The sequence below is a fragment of the Nocardiopsis sp. CNS-639 genome, assembly GCF_000381685.1.
GTDB lineage: Bacteria > Actinomycetota > Actinomycetes > Streptosporangiales > Streptosporangiaceae > Nocardiopsis > Nocardiopsis dassonvillei.
In genome coordinates, this window is the sequence record NZ_KB906870.1 from 52179 (window position 1) to 70379 (window position 18201).

An 18201-nucleotide genomic window follows, 5' to 3' on the forward strand; every position below is an offset into this window, starting at 1 on the left:
TCTCCGGACCCCGTCCCCTTTCGGGGGGCCGACGGACGGTGGCCCCCGCGCGGCCGGGCGCCCGTGCGCCTTCCCCTCCCGCCGTCCGGTCACCTTCCCCTCCCGCCGTCCGGTCACCTTCTCCTCCCGCCGTCCGTCATGGAGGTGAAGGGCGTCAGCGGACCGGGTGAGGAGAGGAGTGGGTTCATGACCGTCGCGGGGGCGCGGTTGGAGGGGCGGGGTCCGCACGGAGCCGGGCGCGGGCGCGCACCGGGCCGTCGGCCGGACTCCCCAGCGGGGGCGGGGAGGAGCGGGAGCCGGTGCGGGACCGGTGGAGGGGCGCGCGGCGGTGTGCGGCCGTCGCGTGAGTCCTCCGTCCGCCTGCACTACGGTTCCTCCGGCTGCGGACGCAGCCGTCCCGTCGGTCCCGAGAGGAAGCCCATGCTCACCCACCCCCGGCTCTCCGTGCTCTACACCAGCGACCAGCAGAGGACCCTGGACTTCCTGACGGAGGCGCTCGGTTTCCGGCTGGAGGTCGACACCGTCCACCAGGGCGGCCAGCGCTGGGTGGAGGTTCACCTTCCGGGGTCGCAGACCAGCGTGGCGCTCGCCCAGGTCGACTCCGGACTTCTGGAGGAGATGCGGTCGCGGGTCGGCCGCATGGCCCAGGGGTGGTTCAACTGCGACGATCTCGACGCCGTGTGCGAGAACCTGCGCGGACAGGGAGTCGAAATTCTGACGGAGCCTCAGGACACCGCGTGGAGAAAGGGGAACCGGTGGGCCCAGGTCTCCGGTTGGGACGGCAACGTCTACGGCCTCATCGAAGGCGGCAGGTGACCTTGAGGAGCACCCGCTGACAGGGGTTCGGGAATCATCCGTCCAGGCAAACGGAATCCCTGCATCCCCACCTCGCCAGAAAGGACGGGAACGAAGCGGGAAGCGACAGACCCAAGGACAACCGAGCATTATCCGCAGTTGCACGGCCGGGACTCACCCAGGAGCGCTTGAACAGAACTCTGCGCGCGCCCGGGTGATCCCTTGCGGCCGTTGTCCGCCATTTCACCGAAAGGCCCCGTCCGGCGCGTCGAATCCTTTCGACCCGCCTGTCGGAATACCCGTACGGGCCGGGGGCGACGCCGCGTCCGGGCGGGTGGACCGGGGCCGGCCCGCGGAGGCCGGCGCCCGCTCCCCGGCGGCGCCCCAGCCGCCGCCACCAGGAAGTTCGCAGGCGGAAGCGCCGTCCGAGAGGAGTAGGAGTCCCGGGGAGGGGCGCCACCGAGGACCATGCGAGAGGGGGACCGGAAGCGGAGAGGACGTCGGCCGGAAAGGTTAGACCGCCGCACCAGGCCACGGAGCGGAGCCGCGGAACAGGGCCACCGAACCACGGAACCGCGCCCCGCCCGGGGTGAATGACCGGCAGACACCCATACGGACTTCTCCCCGGGTGGCAGAGAAAGCGACAGGGCCAGCCGGCCCCACGCCGCAAAACGGAAGACGAACCGTACCCGAAGAACAGGCGCACACCCGGGCAGCGCGCATTGAAGAGCGCTGCCGATCCGACCGGGTCGCCTGTTTATTTGGCGTATCAAAAATTGATTACCCCTTTCTTCAGAAAACCTACGAACAACCTTTGTTTCGGCATACCGGTTCTGCTAGCCTCCGTTTCATGAGTGAAACCGTTATTCGCGCAAACGACGGCCTCGCCGTCCTCGTCAACGTCTTCGAGGTGGAGAAGGAGAAGCAGCAGCAGCTCGTCGACGTCCTCAACGAGGGCACCGAGAAGGTCATGAAGAACCGCCCCGGGTTCGTGTCAGTGAACATCCTGGCCAGCCTGGACGGGACCAAGGTCATCAACCTGGCCCAGTGGAACAGCCCGGCGGACATCCAGGCGACCATGGCCGACCCCGAGGCCCAGGCCTACGGCAAGAAGGCCGCCGCGCTGGCCACCCCGGCGCCCGGCGTGTACTCGGTGGTCTCGACCCACCACGCCTGACAAAGGATCACAGGTCCTTCCTCCCCATCCTCCCTTGCACGAGCGGGCGGGGGTCCGGGGCCGGACGTGCGCGACCGGGAAGTCGGCGCACCGTCCGCCCGGGCCTCCGCCCGTCTCGTGTGCAGCCTCCCGGCTGACTCCCTTGGGTGATCGGTCCCCGCCGTGATAGCTCCTCTGATGCACCGGGACCCCGGGCCCATCGACCGCACCACCCGACGGGCGCGCGTGTGCCCGCAGACAACGCGACCACCAGGTCGCAGGAAGCACGGAGGGCCGCCATGACCTCAGCCGATGGTGCCGACATCGTGATCGTCGGCGCTGGGATCGGAGGGCTGGCCACAGCCCTCGCCCTGCACTCCCACGGAATCAGCGCCACCGTTCTGGAAACCGCCGAGGAGATCCGTCCGCTCGGGGTCGGCATCAACGTCCAGCCCGCGGCGATCGCCGAGCTGACCGCCCTCGGCCTCGGTGACGCGCTCGCCGCGACGGGCATCCCCACCAGGGAACACCTCTACCTCGACCACAGGGGCACCACCCTCTGGAACGAACCCCGCGGCGTGGCGGCGGGCAACGAGTACCCGCAGTACTCGATCCACCGCGGTGAACTCCAACTGCTCCTGCTGGAGGCCGTCCGCGAGCGTCTGGGCCCCGGCGCGGTCCGCACCGGCCTGCGCCTCGACTCCTTCGAGCAGACCGCGACGGGCGTGCGCGCCCTGGCCCGCGACCAGTCCGGCGGAGCCGCGGAGGTCACGGGGGCGGCGCTGGTCGGCGCGGACGGGCTGCACTCGCGCGTCCGCGCGCAGCTCCACCCCGACCGCACCGCCCTGTCCGGCGGAGGCGTCCACATGTGGCGGGGCCTGACCGAGCTGGACGGCTTCCTGGACGGGCGCACCATGATCGTCGCCAACGACGAGCACTCCGCCAGGCTCGTCGCGTACCCGATCTCGGCCCGCCACGCGGCGCGCGGCCGCGCACTGCTCAACTGGGTGTGCCTGGTGCCCTCCCCCGGTCTGTCCGTCGAGGCGGACTGGGACGACAACGGGCGCATCGAGGAACTCGCCCCGCACTACGCGCACTGGGACTTCGGCTGGCTCGACGTCCCCGGCGTGCTCGCCCGCAGCGAGCGGATCCTCCAGTACCCCATGGTGGACCGGGACCCCCTGGAGCACTGGGGCGAGGGCCGCACGACCCTGCTCGGGGACGCGGCCCACCTGATGTACCCCATCGGGGCCAACGGCGCGTCCCAGGCCGTCCTCGACGCCGCGGCCCTCGCCGCCGAGTTGGGGACCGGCGGCGACGTGGAGGCGGCGCTGCGGCGCTACGAGGACGTGCGGCTCCCCGCGACCAACGAGATCGTCCGGGCCAACCGCAGGATGGACCGCTCGGAGCGCTCGATGGCGGGGCGGACGGACCAGGAGAAGAGCGCCCTGCTGGAGGCGGTCACCGACGACTACCGTGAGGCGGTCGAGCGGCGGCTGGACAACGGGGGTCTGGACACCTCGGGCGCCCGCGCCCGCTGAGTCCCCGGGGACCGCGGGGCCCGGCTGTGCGAGCACCACGGCCGGGCCCCTCGTCGTCCGGCCCCGCCCCGGGCACGGGCCGCCCCCGGCACGGCCGCGCACACTCCCTCCGGCCCCGCCGGTTACACCGATCCGGAACCACGCTCGGCATGTGTCACTCTCCGTAGTTTTTGTGCGACCCTCTGAGAGGGTGCGGACACCCTCCGACCGGCTCCTCCGGTCGGCCCGCACGCATGGACCCGCACGACCGAGGGAGAGTCCTTCCGTGAAACCCAGCCGCCCGCTGCTCGCCCTGACGATGGGCACGCTGCTCCTACTCCCCGCCGGGGCCGCGGCCGCGGCGCCCGCCTCCCCCGCCGCAGAGGCCGACCACGCGCGCGTGGTCAGCGAACAGCCCGTGCAGTGGACGCCGCACGTCCTGGACGGCGCGGTCAAGGACATCCTGCGCGTCGGCGACACCGTCCTCGTCGCCGGAAGCTTCACGCGGGTCAGCCAGACCGAGGGGGGCCGCGCCCACGACCTGCCCCACCTGTTCGCGTTCGAGCACGGCACCGGTCGGATCCTCCGCGGGTTCGAACCGGAGGTGGACGGCACCGTCACCACGCTGGCCCCCGGGCCCGACGGGACGGTGATCGCGGGCGGGGACTTCGGCTCGGTGGACGGCGAGCCCGCCGACGGGCTGGCCCGGTTGTCGGTGGACGACGGCGACCCGGTGCCGGAGTTCGGCGCCGCCGTCGACGGGGGCCGCGTCCAGCGCATCGCCAGCGACGGCGAGCACCTGTACGTGGGCGGCAGCTTCTCGGGGGTGAACGGCGTGGAACAGCCCACGCTGGTCCGCCTCGACTCCGGGTCCGGCGAGGTGGACACCGGCTTCACGCCCGACGTGTCCGACGCGCGCCAGGGAGTGCTGAAGGTCCAGGAACTGGCGCTGAGCCCGGACGGGCGGCGGCTGGTCGTCAACGGCTCCTTCACCAGGATCGACGGCCACGAGCGGCACCAGATCGCCATGATGGACACCGCGAGCGGCTCGGTCACCCCCTGGTCCACGTCCGCCTACGAGGCGGCCTGCGACTACGAGGAGCTGCACACCTACATGCGGCGGATGGCCTTCTCCCCGGACGGCTCCTACTTCGCGGTGGTGACGGCGGGCGGCCCGTACGTCAGGCCGGGCCTGTGCAAGTCCGTCGCGCGCTTCGAGAACACCGACACCCCGGGTTCGGAGCCCACCTGGAGCAACAAGACCGGCGGCGACTCGCTGTACTCGGTGGAGATCACGTCGGCGGCGGTGTACGTGGGCGGGCACCAGCGCTGGATGGACAACCCCGAGGGCGCGCTCAACCCGGGGCCCGGCTCGGTGGCGCGCGAGGGCATCGCGGCCGTGGACCCCGAGTCCGGCAAGGCCCTGCCGTGGAACCCCGGCCGGGCACGCGGCCACGGCGTGGAGGCGATGCTGGCCACCTCCGACGGGCTGTACGTGGGCAGCGACACCGAGCGCCTCGCCGACGAGTACCACGCCCGGCTGGGGATGTTCCCGCTCTCCTGAAGCCGGGGCCTCAGGACACGGGGGCGTCCCTGCGGCGCCCCCGGCGTCCCCCGGGCACCGGCGTGTCCACCCCCTTGAGCAGCTGGTGGACGCGCTGGTGGGAGAGGTCCACGACGTCGGCCATGGCCCGCTGGGTGACTCCCTCCCTCCGCATGGTCTCCAGGACCCGGGCGCGGGCGCGGTCGCGCTCGATCTGGGACCGCCGGAACTCCTCCTCCGCCACGAGGTACTGGACGACGTCCTCGGTCACGTCCTCGCCGCCGAACTCGTAGCGCCAGGTGATCGCGAAGTCCTCCGGTGCCGACCTCGTCAGGTCGGCGATGAACTCCGGCACCTCGTCCTTGATCTCGGAGAAGTGCAGGTAGTCGGCCACTCCCGCGACGTTCTCCGGCAGACCGTCGATGGTGACGGCCCAGAGGTCGTCGTCTCGGATGACGGTCACGGTGTAATCAGTCATGACTTCTCCATCCACTTCTCTCCGAACAGGTGCTTCAGGCTGTCCTCGACACCTTTCAACACAGTCCGGCTCAGCTCCTTGGGATGGTCCGTCAGACCGAAGTAGCCCAGTTCCTCCCCCTCGGCGCTGACGACGACGCAGTGCTGGTGGGATCGCATTCCTCGCCAGTGCAGTTCTTCGACACGCAAGCCGTTCTTGCGCGCCATTCGGCGCACCAGGGCGAGCAGGACCCGCGCCTTCATCCGCTTGTTGACCATGAGTCAAAAGCTAGGTCGGTTGCTACTCAAGCGCCCAGGAAACTAGACATACGGGCCACGAGCTCCTGGGTTCCGGGTCGCCGTAACCGTCCCAAGGTTTCTTGGCCAACAACCCTTGGGCCCCTAACCGTGACCGCGTGAACCGCTCCGCCCCGCGACAGTGAGACCCCTCCCCGGGCCCGGGCCGCATCCCTGCCCCTTTCGCCCAAGCGGCGACCCTCGACGCCCGCTCCGCACGGGCTGTCCCACCGGGAGGAGGTCCGCGCGCTCTTCGACCGCCACACGCGCGAGACCGGAGCCTCCGGCAGCCGACCGGTGCACGCCGCCTTTCCCGACTCGGAGGACCGGGGCCCGAACGCGGAGGACGCCAAGGGGAACAGCGGAGCGACGGGGACGTGAGGAGCGTCGGCGGGCTGGCCACCGCCACGGCCGAGGCGTGCGGGAGCGCGGCGCCCGGTCAGGACTCCCTGGCGGCGGTCGGCGCGTCCTCGCCCGGCTTCGCCCCGGCCCCGGCCTCCTCGGCACGGGCGTCGGCCGCGGCCGGGGCCGCCTCCTGCTCCGGGGCCTCCGGCGCCTCCTGGAAGCCGTCCTCGCGGGCGGAGGCGGCCGACAGGCGCGCGGACAGGCTGTCCGCCTTGCGGCGCTCCATCCGCTCCACCGCGCTCGCGGAGACCTTGTCGCGCATCCCGGACAACAGGACGTAGGAGGCCAGTCCGCTGACCAGCCAGGCCAGGATGAGGGCGATCCACGCACGGGCGCCGAAAAGGTAGACCACTCCGAAGGCCGCCGCGAACAGCCCCAGGCGGGCGGCGGTATAGGTCAGCAAGCTACGCATCCAAAAGCCTCACAACAGACGATTACCTGGACTAGATTGGTCGCTACGCCCATCGGCGGCGCGGAACGCCCGGTCAACACCTGTGTCCGGACGTTCCCGCACCCCACACGGGTCGGGCCGACGGCCTCCCACAGGTCCTTATCTCCAGGTTAAGGGCGTGCCCGCTGCGACGGGCATCGGGTCGGTGTGTCGCTTGCGGCACAGGGGAACGGGACATAGGCGAACACGATTCGCATAGTCATGGGATGTTTCCAATCCCGACAGCAGGGTCCGAACATCACGTTCCGGTCACATATCCGGTACTCCTCCCCCCAACACCGCAATTTCTCCGAAAACTAGGGAGGAAACGGTCCAACTCGTGCACACTAGGGGATCAAACGCCCGCCGCCCCCACAGTCCGAGGCGGGCACGATTGGGGGAATGTGAAGGTGGAACGAGCAAGCGAACGCCTGTTGACCCCCGGGGAAGTGGCCTCACTCTTCCGGGTTGATCCCAAGACCGTAACGCGCTGGGCCGCCTCCGGGCGGATCAGCAGCATCCGGACCCCGGGAGGGCACCGCCGCTTCCGCGAGTCGGAGGTGCGCGCCCTCCTGCTCGGGGAGCCGAGCGAGAGCACGCCCTGAGGCCGAGTGCCCCGAGACAGCCCATCCGGCGGGAGCCAGAGCTCCAGGAGCCACAGGGCCCTCCGACCGCCCCGTCGGCCGGCCAACCGCCCCGCGGACTCCCCCTGCCCTCCGGCCCGGTGTCCCGACCGTGAGGAGTCGACTGCAAGAGTTAGGCTGGAACCATGGTGTGGCTTGGTGGCCTGATCACGCTCGTATCGATCGTTCTGTGGGTGTACGCGTTCTTCGACGCGCTCACCACCCCTTCCTCTGAGGTGCGCACTCTGCCGAAGGTGCTGTGGGTGTTCGTCATCGTGCTGTTCGTGCCCGTCGGCGCCATCCTGTGGCTCCTCCTCGGCCGCCCGCGCCAGGCGGCCCCAGCCCGCGGGAGCGCGCCCTCCCCGACACAGGCCACGGCCTCGGCCGACGACCTCGACCCGTCCGACTTCACCAAGCCCTCGGGCAGCCCGCACCCGCTCGGACCGGACGACGACCCCGAGTTCCTGCGACGACTCAACCGGCGGATCGATCCGGAGGACTGACCCGGACACGACCGACCCGGACCGGTACACGACGACGGTGGGGGCCGCCCGACAGGACGCGGCCCCCACCGCTGTGTTCCACCCTTCCCGCCGCCCGCGCCCGACGCAAGCACATCCGGTGCGGAGCCGGGTACGGGGTCCGGCGCAGCACCGCACGGACGGGCCGGACACCGATGTCACATCCCCGCATCGGGGCCGTCCGCTCCGGAACCCGCTCTTCGCGTTCGGCGTCCATACCCGTGCACACCACCGGACACTGAGGAGGTCGCAGTGCGGCAGATCGGACGTCGTCGAGTCGTCACCGGAACAGCGCTGGGGGCGGCTTCCCTTCTCCTGTCCACCGGCTGTTCGTTCGAGTTCAGCATCGGCGGCCCCGACGCGGTCAGCGCCGAACAGGTCGCCGAGCAGTCGAGCGAGATGCTGGCCGAGGAGGTGGGTCAGACCCCCGACGGCTTCACCTGCCCTGAGGACCTCCCCGCGGAGGTGGGCGCCGAGATCCGCTGTGAGCTCACCGCCGACGGCCAGACCCTCGGAGTGACCATCACGACCACCTCGGTCGACGGCGACGACGTCCAGTGGGACATCGTGGTCGACGACCAGCCCCTGTAACCGCGAGGCCCGCCCGGACGGGGCCGGGCGGGCCCGGCTCCCGGGGTACGCGACCGCTCCGGGAGCGCCGGACTCAGAGGACCCCGGCGCCCGCCTCGCGCGGCACGCCGCGGACCGCGTGCACCGGCTCCACCCGCGTGGAGAACTGCGGCACCCAGGTCAGGTCGGTGCCCAGCGCCTGGTCGGGGTAGGCCTCGTTGTGCGCCCGCACCAGGTCCACCTCGGTGACGCGCCCGCGGCCGTCCTCCATCACCGCGTTCCCGTGCTCCACGATGTCGGTGCCGCCCCAGTTGCCGACGATCTCCCCGGCCGCGATGCCGTCGTGCAGGTCGAACAGGTTGTTCTCCGCGTACAGGTGCGACTCGAAGCCCGCGCCCAGGCTGTACTGGTACAGGTCCGTGGCCACCGTGTAGTGGTTGTTGTAGACGTGCACCTGCCCGTAGCGCACGCGGGGCGCGCGCTGGCCCAGGCTGTCGAAGTGGTTGTGGTGCCAGGTGGTGCGCAGGTACCCGCGGTCGGTGGTGCGGCCGTCGCTGTTGCCCACCAGGATGGCCTTGTCCCGGCCGTCGAAGTGGTTGTACGACACCGTCACCAGGTCGCTGGCGCGCACGATGTCCAGCAGGCCGTCGTGCACCTCGTAGCGGCGTCCGAAGTACTCCGGCAGCTCCGAGCCCGGGTTGTCGCCGTCGTCGAACGTGTTGTGGTCGATCCACACGTTCGTGGAGCCGGAGACCTCCAGGTGGTCGTACTCGGAGTTCCAGTTGCCCTCGCCCCCGTCGCCGGGGTCCCAGCCGGGGAAGCAGTCGTGCGTGTCGGACAGGGTGAGGTTGCGCAGGATGACGTTGCGCGCGCCGACCACCCGGATGCTCATCCCGGTGATCTCGGCGCCGTCCCCGGCCCCGACCACGGTCGTGTTGGAGCCGACCTCCACCCGGATCCGCTCCGCCTGGGCGTCGGCCGAGGCCTCGCGGGCCTCCTCCAGCGGGCCGCTGGGGTCCTGCCAGCCCCACACCTCGGGGTCGTAGGCGGCCAGGTAGCCCTCCAGCGTGTAGCCGTCCACGGCGTAGTCCCCGCACGACAGGGGCGTGCCGTCCGGCGCCGTGTTCGCGTCGATGAGACCCTCGACGTAGACGATCTTGGGCTCGTCCCCGCTCACCGCCTCGCGGAACTCCTGCGCCGTGGAGACGCGGAAGACGTTCTCCGGGGAGGCGCCCGCGCCTCCCGTCGTCCCGCCTCCGGCCGAGGCCCAGCCGTCGCCCTCGGGCAGGACCTGCCTGCCCACGTCGGGCGCCGCCTGGACGGGCGCGACAGCGGTCATCACCAACACCGCGCTCAGAGGGAGTGCGAGCCTGCGCATGTTTCTTCTCCTCAGGGGGGGGACTGCAAGCGGTTGCATGAACATCTCCCAGGAATCGGACCGGCGTCAACCCCTCCCACCCGGGAAAACCCCGGAAAACCAGGCACCGAGCCTCAAAGTACGCACTGGTCAACCACAACCGTTTGCCAGTAACCTCGGAGCCGTTCCCCACCGAAGGAGGCCACGGGTGGCCGTGACCATCAAGGACGTCGCCCTGGCGAGCGGGGTGCACGTCTCCACCGTCTCCCGGACCTTCTCCGCCGCACACCTGGTCAACGCCGACACCCGGACCCGCGTGCTCGCCGCCGCCAGCGCCCTGGGCTACCGGCCCAACCGCGCCGCGCGGGCCCTGTCCACCCGCCGCACCGGCAACCTGGGGCTGATCGTCGCCGACATCGCCAACCCGTTCTTCCCGCCCCTGATCAAGGCCGCGCAGGCCCACGCCCGCCGCAGCGACCACCACGTGTTCGTCGCCGACACCGACGAGCAGGCCCGGGTGGAGGAGGAGCTGATCCGCTCCATGGCCACCCAGGTGGACGGCGCGCTCCTGGTCGCGCCGCGCCTGAGCAACCGCCTGATCGCGGAGCTGAGCGCCGACGTCCCCTTCGTCGTGGTCAACCGCCAGCCCGCCGGGCTGCCCGCCGTCCTCATGGACGTGGCCTCGGGCGCCGGGCAGGCCGTGGACCACCTCGCCACCCTCGGCCACCGCGAGATCGCCCTGCTCACCGGACCGCGCGCGTCGTGGACCAACCAGCGCCTGGAGCGCGCCGCGGAGGAGGCCGCCCTGCGCCGCGGCCTGGTCCTGCACGGCGTGGGACCCAACCAGCCCACCGAGGAGGGCGGCGCGGCCGCCGCCCGGGAGGTGCTGGACCTCGGCGTCACCGCCGTCCTGGCCTACAACGACCTGGTCGCCCTCGGTCTGCTCCAGGAGCTGCGGGACCTGGGCGCGTCCGTGCCCGGCGACCTCAGCGTCGTCGGCGTCGACAACACCCACACCGCCCGGCACTGCGACCTGACCAGCATCGACATGCCCACCGCCGCGGCCGGGCGCTCCGCCATCGACCTGCTGCTGCACCGCATCAGCAGCGGGGACTCCCCCGGCACCGTCACCCTGGACACCCGCCTGGTCGTGCGGGGGTCCACCGCTCCCCCGCCCGCCTGAACACGGAGGACGCGGAGTCCCGAAGCGAACGGGGCCCCGCCGTGGCGGGGCCCCGTTCACGGGTCGGGGTCAGGCGTAGGAGTGCAGGCCGCTGAACATGTAGTTCACCGCGAAGAAGTTGAACAGGATGGTCGCGAAGCCCACCACGTTGATCCACGTGGCCTTGGGTCCGCGCCAGCCGCCGGTGGCCCGGGCGTGCAGGTAGGCCGCGTAGATCACCCAGGAGATGAACGACCAGACCTCCTTGGGGTCCCAGCCCCAGAAGCGGCCCCAGGCCTCGTCGGCCCAGATGGAACCGGCGATGATGCCGAAGGTCCACAGCGGGAAGGCGAAGAGGATGAACCGGTGGGAGATCCGGTCCAGCAGCTCGGGGCTGGGCAGGCGGCCCGCGATACCGGCCACCTGCTCGCCCAGCGCACGCTTGGCCTCGGCCCGGTGCGCCACGAGGTAGGTGACGCCGGCCGTGCCGGAGACCATGAAGGCGCCGCCCGCGATGATCGTCGCGGTCACGTGGATGGGCACCCAGTACGAGTGCAGGGCGGGGATGAGCGGGCCCGGGTCCACGTACAGCCAGCGGACGCCGATGCCCAGCAGGACGAGCACCGGGACCAGCACGAACGCGCCCAGGAAGCGCGCCTGGTACCGGTAGGAGGCGAAGAGCAGACCGCCCACCGCGACCAGGCACAGGGCCACGACGAACTCGAACATGTTGCCCCAGGGCCAGCGCCCGGCGGCCAGGCCGCGGGCGATGATCTGGGCGACGCCCATCACGAAGCCGAACGTCGTCACGCCCAGGGCGATCTTGCCCAGGACGCTCTGGGAGGCCCTGGCCTCCACCTCGGTACTGCGGACGTTGACCTTGATGCCGTCGTCGGCGCCGGACTCGGCACCGGCGTTGACCGGCATGAGCCGACCGGCCTTGAGCCTGGTGCGTTTTCCGTAGGCGGCCTCGATGGCGAAGAGGAACAGCGCAGCCGCGTACGTGACGATCATCGCGATGATCAACGAGTCACTGACTGACGTCATCACCTCGTCCACCTGTGCGGCGAGTGTGTACGTCACCGGTCACTCCCTTGTGTGGTCGACTCTGGCGGGTCGGATGGCGGATGGGGGTCGGAGCCCGGAGCGGGGTCCGGGTCGGAGTCCGGGCCGGCAGTCGGACGGCTGTCCGGTCCGGAGCCGGATTCCCCGTCGGACAGGCTCCGGAGCCGTCCGGCGAGTTCCGTGGTGAGTTCGTGGAACTCCACGTTGTTGCCGGCCGCCTCGGTCTTGCCCAGGGCAGCCAGCTCCACGTGGGTGCGGCCGTCCCCGCCCCTGGTCGCGCGCACCCACACGCGGCGCGGGCGGACGAACAGGGTGACGATCAGCCCGGCGACGGCCAGGGAGGCCGCGGTCAGCGCGGGCAGCCGGGCGCCGTCGCGGTTCATCTGGAGGCTGACGTACTCCTTGTATCCGGAGAAGGTGATCGACCCGGCGCCCTCGGGCAGCTCCCAGGTGTCCCCGATCTCCATCACGGGGGAGCTGCCCAGCTCCTCCATGCCGCCGGTGCGCAGCTGGTAGACCGACTGCGGGTCGACCAGCCCCAGGTCGCCCTGGTAGCCCTCCAGCGTGATCCGCGGGTTCCGGGCGCCCGGGAAGTTGGAGACCATCTCCCCCTCCGCCGTCTCCACCGCGCTGGGCAGGAACACCCCGACGAAGCCGAGCTGTTCGCCCCCGGTGTCGGGCACCTTGACCACGCCGTCGGAGGTGTAGGAGGCCGTGTCCCGGTGCAGGAAGGGGACCGCCTGGTCGAAGACCACGTCGCCCTCGGCGTTGCGCACCTCGAACTCCGGCGCGTACCCGTGGCCGAGCAGGTAGACCTGCACACCGGACACGCTCAGCGGGTGGTTGACCTCCAGCCGGTGCCGCTCCTGCGGCGCGTCGGGCGCCTCCCTGTAGGTGAGGTCGGCGACGTAGGACTCGGCCTGTCCGCGCAGACCGCCGTCCTCGATGAAGGAGGCCTCGAAGTCGTCCAGGTGGATGGAGAAGGGCTCCAGGGAGTCGGTGTCGGTCCAGTGCCCGGGGTAGATGGCGTCGTAGGAGGTCAGGGTGTTGGCGAACCCGTCGCCCTCCACCAGGAGCATGTTGCCGCGGTAGCCGAGGAAGGCCCCGGCGGCCAGGGCCAGCAGCAGGCCCAGCAGGGCGAAGTGGAACAGGACGTTCCCGGCCTCGCGCAGGTAGCCCGTCTCGGTGGAGAGGGAGTCGCCGTAGCGCTCGATCCGGTAGCGCCGCAGGACCTTGCGGGACTGCTCCAGCACCGTCTCGGGGTCGGCGTCGGTGGTGAACGCGGCGGCGTAGGGCATCCGGCCCAGGTTCTTGGGCGTGTGCACCGGGCGGGCCCGCACCGCGCGGGCGTGCGTCAGCGCGCGCGGGAGCACGCAGCCCGCCAGGGAGACGAACAGCAGCAGGTAGATCGCCGCGTACCAGGGCGAGGAGAACACGTCGAAGAGGTAGAACCGGTCCAGCCAGGGCGCCAGTTCGGGGTTCTCCTGGAAGTAGACGTTGACCTCGTCGACGCTCACCACGTTCTGCGGCAGGATCGAGCCCGGAATGGCCCCGACCGCCAGCAGGAACAGCAGGATCAGGGCGGTGCGCATCGAGGTCAGGGTGCGCCAGATCCAGCGCAGCCAGCCGACCGCGCCCAGGCCCTTGGGGCGCGGTCGGGCGCTCTCCCCGTCCTGGGCGGCGGTGCCGGTCCCTCGGTCGTTCGCGGTCGTACTCATCAGATCACCGTCTGGAAGTCGGCGGCCCAGCCCTGCATGGCGATGGTCAGCTGTGTCCACAGGCCGGTCACCATCGCCAGGCCGACCAGGACGAGCATGGCCCCGCCGATCACGGTGACCGTGCGGGTGCGGCGCTTGAGCCAGTCGAAGGTGCCCAGCGCGCGCCGGTAGAGGAGGGAGGCCAGGACGAACGGCAGCCCGAGGCCGACGCAGTAGGCCAGGGACAGCAGCATGCCGCGTCCGGCGCCGCCCTCGACGAAGGCGAGGGTCTGCACGGCGGCCAGGGTCGGCCCGATGCAGGGTGTCCAGCCCAGGCCGAACAGGACGCCGAGCAGCGGCGCGCCCGCCAGTCCGGCGCGCGGCAGGCGGTGGAAGCGGAACTCGCGCCCGAAGCCCGGGATGACGCCCATGAAGGCCAGGCCCAGGACGACGGTGAGGACGCCGAGCACCCGTGTGATGGGGTCGGTGTAGTCCATGAGGATCTCACCGAGCCAGCCGATGAAGCCTCCGACGGCGACGAACACCAGGGTGAACCCGGCGATGAACAGGACGCTGCCCGTGACCATGGTCCAGCGGCGGGAGGCCAGTTCGGCGTCGACGTCGGCGACGGTGGCGGTGGCGGTGCCGCCCCCCGCGGTCGAGGCGGTGCGCTCGCGCACCTGGGTGCCGCTCATCCCGGTCACGTAGGAGAGGTAGCCGGGCACGAGAGGGAGCACGCAGGGCGAGAGGAAGGAGACCAGGCCCGCGGCCAGGGCCAGCGGGATCGCGGCCAGCAGGGAGCCGGTGAGGACGGTGGTGCCGATGGGGTCCATCAGCCCTCGTCCCCGGAGCCGCCGGAGCCCTGGTCCGCCTCGGACGGCGCGTCCGAGGGCTCGGCCGAGGGGTCGGCCTCCTCCGGGGAGGCCGTCTCCCCGGCCTCCTGCTCCGCGACGCGGGGGCGCTCCTCCGGGTCGCCGAAGTCGAACTCGACCACCAGCGGGTTGAGCAGCTCGGTCAGCTGGCCGTAGGTGGTCGGGCCGATGACGCGGGCGGCGATGCGGCCCTCGGGGTCGATGACGAGCGTGCTGGGGATGGAGCGCGGGGGCACGGTGTCGCGGAAGGCCTGGGGCACCGCGCCGGGCTGGTCGTACAGGCTCGGGTAGGGGACGCCCATGCTCTCTTGGTAGGACCGCGCGGCCGTCTCGTCGTCCTTGATGTTCACGCCGAGGAAGTCCACGCCCAGGTCCGCGTACTCGGCGTGCACCTCGTCCAGGACCGGCTGCTCGGCGCGGCACGGGCCGCACCAGCTCGCCCAGACGTTGAGGACGACGATGCCGCCCTCGTAGTCGCCGAGGGAGACCTCCTCGCCGTCGAGGGTGGTGCCGGTGACCTCGGGAGCCTCGGTGCGCTCGGCGGTCTCGAAGGTGGTGGCGCTGCCGTCTCCGGAGATGAAGCGGTTTTCCTCGTCGCTGGCCTGGATCTCGTTGCCCCCGGCACAACCGGTCAGGGCGAGTACGGCGGCCAGTCCGGCCGCCGCCAGGCGCGGCACGGCACGGCTTCGGCGCGTACCGGTGCTGGTGCTGGGCATCGAGGGGACCTCGCGAACGGGGTGTGAACAGGGCGGACTACAACAACGACAAAGTGTAGTAGATGCCCTGGGACCCGTTCGGCCGCCCCGGCACAAGGGGAACCGCGGCCGGTGGGGGTGGGGGACGGCCCTGCCGCGCGCCGGACGGCGCGCGCCGGGACGGGGGTGGAGACCCCGGTGGGGGCGGTGTCCGTCAGTCACCGCCCCCGGGTGTGTCGGCTGACCGGGGGCCGGGGGACGGCCCCGGTCGGCCGGGCCCTGGATCAACCAGCCTCGACGAAAGCCTCGCGGAGGTAGTCGTGCACGGCCCGCTCGGGGACCCGGTAGGAACGCCCCACGCGAATCGCGGGGAGAACTCCCGAGTGCACCATTCGGTAAACGGTCATCTTGGACACACGCATGATCGTGGCTACCTCCGCCACGGTCAGGAACCTGACCTCTTCGAGAGGCGGCTTGCTCCCGTTCATCTTTCGACGCCCTCATTCCCGGACGTGAGCATTGTCTACCCTTGGGACCGGCGTGGTGTGCGGCGGCGACCCCGGTGTACCCGCCCCAAACCATGCCAGCGTGTCACGCTGTCACTACTGACACGTCCGTTTTCAGAGTAGAGCCGAGTTCGCCTCAGCGAAAGGCCGTTGGGCCTGTCTTCGGCGCTATGTGTTGATGGCGGGTCGGATGAGGTTTAACGGTGGGTATAAATGGTCTCCCCCTGCTCACAGGAGACCGGCCCGGGCGAGAACGTATTCGCGCAGAGGGGCGTAGTCCTCGGTCAGGTAACCGTCGTCCAAAGGCACCGTGACCAGTAGTTTCCCCTCGGCCTCGGCGAGGAAGAGGGCGGGGTCGTTGCAGTCGGCGAAACCCATCGCGGGCACTCCCGCCTCACCCGCCGCACCCGCGAACCCGTGGTCGGCGATGACCAACTGCGGCCATGCCTCACCGCGGTCCGCGAGGTCCGCGAGAATGGCACGCATGGCGAAGGGGTGGTGGCTGTGGCGGGCGAGGCGACCGTCCGTGACGATGGCGATGTCGTCCTCCCACACCACGATCCGCCGGTTCGGGGGACGCTCCGTGGTCACTTCGTAGGAATAGCCGCCGCCAGCGGTGAGGACCTGGCACCCGCGTTCGGCGAGGGCGTCCTTCCAGGCGCGGTAGGTCTCGCGGAGGTTGCGGGGGTGGCCGGTGGCGAACAGGACCCGTTCCCGGCGCTCGGCGGCCAGGGCCAGCCGGTCGGCGAAGGCCTCCAGGGCGTCGATGGTCAGGTCGGGGTCGATGGTGTCGATCCCCCACACGTACTCCTCGTCGGCCACCACGCCGCAGCGCTTGCTCATCAGCGCCAGGACCTCGGAGTAGGTCCAGTCGTGGGAGAAGGTGAGGCCGAACTGGTGGTAGGGGTCCTTCTGTACGAGCCGCCGGTAGTGCCGCAGGTTGTTCTGGCGTGGGGTGTCGACGTGCCCGGCGATTCCCGTGCGCACCAGATAGGTGATCAGTTCAGCGCGTGTCGGCGGCGTCACCTGGCGCTCCCCTTCCTCGTCTGCGCAGCGAGCGTGCGCCACGCTGGGCGGCCACCACGGCGCCTGCTCCTGTTCGCCCGGTATTCAACCTCTGTCCTACCCGCTTCGGACGCGACACGCGCGGCTCCTCCGGAATTCACGCCGGTCGACACCGGGGTGTTATGGGGGCCGTCCCGTGAGCCGCCCGGAACCCCGTGAACCCCTGCCGGCACCGGATCGGCGGCCCGAACCGCGACGACGCGGAAGGGCCGCCCCCTACAGGCTCGGGTCGATCCCGTGGCTGGGGAAGACCGCGGTCCGGGTCGCGTGGATGGCCCGGTCCACCGGGTCACCCGGGTCGTAGCCGTCCACGAAGTGGTCGAAGACGACCTCGCGCCCGTCGGTCATGTACAGCGGCGCCAGCTCCCCCGTGCGCTGGCGCACGAAGTCGCGCCAGCCCTGCGGGGTCTCGGTGTCGGGGTCGATGGGACGGCCCGCGGCCTCGCCCAGCAGGTGGGTCCAGGCGCGGGGGACGACGTGGACCAGCCCGTACCCGCCGCCGCCGAACAGCAGCCAGCGGCCGCCCGCCGTCTTGCGGGCCAGCTCGTGCAGCTCGGCGTAGGCGCGGCGCTGGCCGTCCACGCTCAGGGTGAGGTTGGCGAGCGGGTCCAGGGCGTGGGTGTCGCAGCCCTGCTGGGTCACCAGGATCTCGGGCTGGAACTCGTGCAGCAGCGGCGGCACGACGGCGTCGAAGGCGCGGTGCCAGCCGTTGTCGCCGGTGCCCGCGGGCAGGGCGACGTTGACCGCGTACCCCTCGGCGTCCGGGCCGCCGGTCTCGGAGGCCTGGCCGGTGCCGGGGAACAGGGTCGCCGGGGACTCGTGGAGGCTGATGGTGAGCACGCGCGGGTCGTTGTAGAAGGCGTTCTGGACGCCGTCGCCGTGGTGGACGTCCACGTCCACGTAGGCGACGCGCTTGGCCCCCTGCTCCAGCAGCCAGGCGATGGCCAGGGCGGGGTCGTTGTAGACGCAGAAGCCCCAGGCGTTGCCGCGCATGGCGTGGTGCAGGCCGCCCGCGATGTTGGCCGCGTGCGCGGTCTCCCCGCTCCACACCGCCCGCGCGGCGGCCACGGACGCGCCGGAGATGAGCGCGGCGGCGTCGTGCATGTCCTTGAAGACGGGGTTGTCGGAGGTGCCCAGCATGTGGGCGTCGTCCGGCTCCAGCGTGCGGCCCGCGCGCTTGACCGCCTCGATGTAGGCGGGGTCGTGCACGAGGGACAGGAGTTCGTCCGAGGCGGGTTCGACGTCCAGGAGTCCGACCCCCGGCGCGTCCAGCACGCCGAGTTCGCGGCTGAGCGCCATGGTCAGCTCGACGCGTATCGGCGCCATCGGGTGCTGCGGACCGAAGTCGTAGGCCGTGAGTCCGTCGTCCCATGCCACCCGAAGCGAGCAGGACGTGCGCCCTCCCATGTGGTGACCCCCGTTTCAGGTGTGCGTGCTCCGAAGCACACAGTACGCACAACCGCACG

Annotated in this window: 19 protein-coding genes; 8 read left to right on the forward strand and 11 right to left on the reverse strand. The window is 71.2% G+C overall.

Annotated features, from left to right (window positions below):
- Nucleotides 1–420 precede the first annotated feature (420 nt).
- The 4 genes from G011_RS32180 to G011_RS0122305 all read left to right on the forward strand — a co-directional run bounded on the left by G011_RS32180 (nt 421) and on the right by G011_RS0122305 (nt 5035).
- The gene (locus G011_RS32180) at nt 421–816 is read left to right on the forward strand and encodes a VOC family protein (RefSeq protein WP_019610423.1); all 396 of its coding nucleotides are present in this window, start codon (nt 421–423) and stop codon (nt 814–816) included.
- 829 nt (nt 817–1645) lie between these two features.
- On the forward strand, nt 1646–1972 hold the full coding sequence (locus G011_RS0122295; RefSeq protein ID WP_013156012.1) for an antibiotic biosynthesis monooxygenase: 327 nt from the start codon (nt 1646–1648) through the stop codon (nt 1970–1972).
- 278 nt (nt 1973–2250) lie between these two features.
- A complete protein-coding gene (locus tag G011_RS0122300) occupies nt 2251–3492 on the forward strand; it encodes a flavin-dependent oxidoreductase (protein ID WP_019610425.1) in 1242 nt (413 codons plus the stop codon).
- 265 nt (nt 3493–3757) lie between these two features.
- Nucleotides 3758–5035: a delta-60 repeat domain-containing protein gene (locus G011_RS0122305; RefSeq protein ID WP_019610426.1), complete on the forward strand. Its 1278-nt coding sequence runs from the start codon at nt 3758–3760 to the stop codon at nt 5033–5035.
- 10 nt (nt 5036–5045) lie between these two features.
- Here G011_RS0122305 and G011_RS0122310 read toward each other — a convergent pair whose 3' ends face one another.
- From G011_RS0122310 to G011_RS0122320, 3 genes are all read right to left on the reverse strand, one after another.
- Nucleotides 5046–5492: a hypothetical protein gene (locus G011_RS0122310; RefSeq protein ID WP_026338549.1), complete on the reverse strand. Its 447-nt coding sequence runs from the start codon at nt 5490–5492 to the stop codon at nt 5046–5048.
- A complete protein-coding gene (locus G011_RS0122315; protein ID WP_019610428.1) occupies nt 5489–5749 on the reverse strand; it encodes a hypothetical protein in 261 nt (86 codons plus the stop codon). The genes G011_RS0122310 and G011_RS0122315 overlap by 4 nt, the downstream gene beginning before the upstream one ends.
- A gap of 457 nt (nt 5750–6206) precedes the next feature.
- Nucleotides 6207–6584: a DUF4229 domain-containing protein gene (locus tag G011_RS0122320; protein WP_026338550.1), complete on the reverse strand. Its 378-nt coding sequence runs from the start codon at nt 6582–6584 to the stop codon at nt 6207–6209.
- Between the two features lie 422 nt (nt 6585–7006).
- Here G011_RS0122320 and G011_RS0122325 point away from each other — a divergent pair, with 422 nt between their 5' ends.
- The 3 genes from G011_RS0122325 (at nt 7007) to G011_RS0122335 (ending at nt 8337) form a co-directional block, all read left to right on the forward strand.
- Nucleotides 7007–7207, forward strand: a complete 201-nt coding sequence (locus G011_RS0122325; RefSeq protein WP_017535950.1) for a BldC family transcriptional regulator — start codon at nt 7007–7009, stop codon at nt 7205–7207.
- A 164-nt stretch (nt 7208–7371) separates the two neighbouring features.
- Entirely contained in the window at nt 7372–7728 is a 357-nt protein-coding gene (locus G011_RS0122330) for a PLD nuclease N-terminal domain-containing protein (protein WP_019610430.1), read from the forward strand.
- A gap of 270 nt (nt 7729–7998) precedes the next feature.
- Nucleotides 7999–8337, forward strand: coding sequence for a DUF4333 domain-containing protein (locus tag G011_RS0122335; RefSeq protein ID WP_019610431.1), 339 nt, complete (start codon nt 7999–8001; stop codon nt 8335–8337).
- Between the two features lie 73 nt (nt 8338–8410).
- Here the strand turns inward: G011_RS0122335 and G011_RS0122340 are convergent, their stop codons facing one another.
- Nucleotides 8411–9694 (reverse strand): polysaccharide lyase family 1 protein, encoded by a 1284-nt coding sequence (locus tag G011_RS0122340; protein ID WP_019610432.1) that lies wholly within the window; start codon nt 9692–9694, stop codon nt 8411–8413.
- Between the two features lie 187 nt (nt 9695–9881).
- On the opposite strand from G011_RS0122340, the gene G011_RS0122345 reads away from it, so the two are divergent.
- The gene (locus G011_RS0122345) at nt 9882–10856 is read left to right on the forward strand and encodes a LacI family DNA-binding transcriptional regulator (RefSeq protein ID WP_019610433.1); all 975 of its coding nucleotides are present in this window, start codon (nt 9882–9884) and stop codon (nt 10854–10856) included.
- A gap of 69 nt (nt 10857–10925) precedes the next feature.
- On the opposite strand, the gene ccsB is transcribed toward G011_RS0122345, so the two are convergent.
- The 7 genes from ccsB to G011_RS0122380 all read right to left on the reverse strand — a co-directional run bounded on the left by ccsB (nt 10926) and on the right by G011_RS0122380 (nt 18112).
- Complete coding sequence (ccsB, locus tag G011_RS0122350) at nt 10926–11918, reverse strand: c-type cytochrome biogenesis protein CcsB (protein ID WP_019610434.1); 993 nt, start codon at nt 11916–11918, stop codon at nt 10926–10928.
- Nucleotides 11915–13618, reverse strand: a complete 1704-nt coding sequence (locus G011_RS0122355) for a cytochrome c biogenesis protein ResB (protein ID WP_019610435.1) — start codon at nt 13616–13618, stop codon at nt 11915–11917. The genes ccsB and G011_RS0122355 overlap by 4 nt, the downstream gene beginning before the upstream one ends.
- Complete coding sequence (locus G011_RS0122360) at nt 13618–14430, reverse strand: cytochrome c biogenesis CcdA family protein (protein ID WP_019610436.1); 813 nt, start codon at nt 14428–14430, stop codon at nt 13618–13620. The genes G011_RS0122355 and G011_RS0122360 overlap by 1 nt, the downstream gene beginning before the upstream one ends.
- A complete protein-coding gene (locus G011_RS0122365; protein WP_231391561.1) occupies nt 14430–15185 on the reverse strand; it encodes a TlpA disulfide reductase family protein in 756 nt (251 codons plus the stop codon). Before G011_RS0122365 ends, G011_RS0122360 begins: the two co-directional genes overlap by 1 nt.
- Before the next feature lie 263 nt (nt 15186–15448).
- Entirely contained in the window at nt 15449–15652 is a 204-nt protein-coding gene (locus G011_RS0122370) for a helix-turn-helix domain-containing protein (protein WP_013155995.1), read from the reverse strand.
- Between the two features lie 246 nt (nt 15653–15898).
- Nucleotides 15899–16696: a phosphatase gene (locus G011_RS0122375; RefSeq protein ID WP_013155994.1), complete on the reverse strand. Its 798-nt coding sequence runs from the start codon at nt 16694–16696 to the stop codon at nt 15899–15901.
- A 255-nt stretch (nt 16697–16951) separates the two neighbouring features.
- Nucleotides 16952–18112: an acetoin utilization protein AcuC gene (locus G011_RS0122380; RefSeq protein WP_019610438.1), complete on the reverse strand. Its 1161-nt coding sequence runs from the start codon at nt 18110–18112 to the stop codon at nt 16952–16954.
- Nucleotides 18113–18201 lie beyond the last annotated feature (89 nt).